The organism is Candidatus Methylobacter oryzae (assembly GCF_003994235.2).
GTDB lineage: Bacteria > Pseudomonadota > Gammaproteobacteria > Methylococcales > Methylomonadaceae > Methylobacter_A > Methylobacter_A oryzae.
In genome coordinates this window covers 450-2,912 of the sequence record NZ_RYFG02000016.1, presented here as the reverse complement: position 1 = coordinate 2,912, position 2,463 = coordinate 450, and the positions used below count along the sequence as shown (strand labels likewise).

General features: G+C 53.2%; 2 protein-coding genes. Both read left to right on the top strand.

Translation table 11 applies throughout. The features are described from left to right. Positions 1–202 (top strand): EAL domain-containing protein (locus EKO24_RS03130; protein WP_143733159.1); only part of this gene is annotated, 202 nt, incomplete at its 5' end. 91 nt (positions 203–293) lie between these two features. Further along, positions 294–2,463, top strand: a 2,170-nt coding sequence (locus tag EKO24_RS03125; RefSeq protein ID WP_143733161.1) for a sensor domain-containing diguanylate cyclase, incomplete at its 3' end; no start/stop codon positions are given.

Sequence of the window (2,463 nt, the reverse complement as noted above, 5' to 3'; positions counted from 1 at the left end):
GGACGATATGGAAATCGCCGCCACCATTGTCGCGATGGGCCATATTTTGGGCTTTAAAGTCTTGGCCGAAGGCGTCGAAACGCCGGAGCAATTGGCGTTCTTGCAGGAAAAAGGTTGCGATATGTACCAGGGCTATATTAAAAGCCAGCCGGTGCCGGCTCACCGGTTTGCCGAGTTGCTCGACATTCAACAATACTCATAGCTTGATATTATTAAGTCGGCATATCGGCGTCTCAAACAGGGGCTATTAAAGGTGCAGCCTGCCGAAATCTCGTAGTAAGGAAAAAACAATAATGAGAAATTTCTATCAACTTGCAATGCAAATTGGCGTTGCGGTGCTTTACGCGTTGCTCGGTTTAGCCATTCTTGCCTGTTGTTCGGACAGTGGCGTTATCAGTATCGTTGGGTTGCCCGCGGGGTTGGCACTGCCGGTAATATTAATCGGGGGCGGAAGGTATGTCTGTGGAATATTTCTCGGCGCTTTGGTCGTCAATGTAATAACGATTAACTCCTTGGGATTGGCTGTAGCGGTTGCGCTCGGTAACACGCTGGAGGCGCTTTTGGGCGCATTGCTGTTGAAGCGCTACGACATCTTCAATGAATCCGGGTTATCGACGCATAATTACCTGCGTCTGCTGATAGCGGGCGGCATTGCCAGCGTTATAGGCGCATTGTTTGGGACGGCGACCTTAGTGTTTTCCGGATTCCTGGCCGGAGAAACTTTCTTCCGTTACCTGACGTATTGGTGGCGTGGGGATACGCTAGGCATTGCCTTGATTGCCCCGGCGATCCTGGTTTGGCGGCGAGCCCCCGACGATTGGCTCAGGCCGAATCGGTTGATTGAGTTCGTATTGCTGGTGGCTTTGACCTTCCTGGCAGGGCAAATGATTTTTAGCGGATGGATGAGCCAGGCACTGGGCGATGTCGCCAAGGCCTACTGGATGTTCCTGTTTATTACCTGGGCGGCAGTACGCCTTGGGCCTCAGACCTTGGCCGTCATTCTTATTATGACCGCGATCCAGGGATTTCTAGGGGCGAAACAGGGTACCGGTTTCTTTGCGGAAGATATGGCCAAAACCTATTTGACCAATTATTGGTCCTTCATGATGATACTGTCCGCGACCGGTATGACGCTGGCCACCTATTTTGTTGCCCGCAAGCAAGCCGAACAGGCGTTGGCGCTAAAGGAAAGCTACCAGCGCGCTATTTTCAATGCTACGCCGGACGCGATGCTGATCAGCGACAGGCGCGGCATTATTACCCAAGTCAACCAGCAAGCCGAACTGTTGTTGGGTTATAAGTCGGGGGAACTGATCGGCCAATCGATTGAAATTCTGGTGCCGGAAAACTTTCGTGCAATACACCCGGAACTGCATTCCAAGTTTGTCGCCGCTCCTGTTGCCAGACCGTTAAGAAGCGGCCGAACATTACAGGCGCGGCGAAAAGACGGCAACACGTTTGACGTCGACATCAGCGTCAGTCCGATTAAAACCGAACAAGGCTTGTTTTTTGCCAGCGCATTGCGGGATGTCACATTGAACAAGCAAGCGGAAGCGCATCTTCGCGTGGCCGCTATCGCCTTCGAGTCCAAGGAGCCGATGGTTATTACCGACTCCGGGAATATTATTCTACAGATAAACCGGGCCTTTACCGAATCGACCGGTTATAGCAAAGAGGAGGCTGTCGGGCGGCATATCAGCCTGCTTAAGTCCGGTCATCATGATACGGCCTTTTACGAAGCGATGTGGGATGAGATAGCGCGCTACGGAACTTGGCAGGGAGAGGTTTGGGACCGGCGCAAAAACGGCGAAATTTATCCCAAGTGGTTGATCATCTCTGTAGTCAAAGGCGATGACGGTGAGATTACGCATTATGTCGGCACCCATATCGACATCACCGAACGCAAGGCTGCCGAAGAGCAGATCAAGCAATTGGCTTTTTACGACCCGTTGACCCAACTTCCCAACCGCCGGTTGTTGCAGGAACGATTGAAACACGGCATCGATGTCGAGCGGCGCGACGGCAAGCAGTTGGCGTTATTGATGCTGGACCTGGACCGTTTTAAAGCCGTGAACGACAGCCTGGGGCATTTGGCCGGCGACGAATTATTGCAGCACGTTGCGGCAAGAATCACGACTCGCTTGCGCGATGTCGATATGGTCGCGCGTTTGGGCGGTGACGAGTTCGTCGTGTTATTGGAAGATATTGCTCATCCTGAAGACGCCGCGCGCGTAGCTGAAGAAATCATTGCCGATTTGAGCCGGCTTTTTTCCGTGGCTCAGGGCGAGGATGTGCAAATCGGCGCCAGTATCGGCATCAGCCTGTATCCGCAACATGGCGATAACCCGGAGCTTTTGATGGATCATGCCGATGCGGCGCTGTATCAAGCCAAGGACGCCGGGCGCGGCTGCTTTGCCTATTTTTCCGAAGACCTGACGCTGGCCGCACGCGAGCGGATTGCGC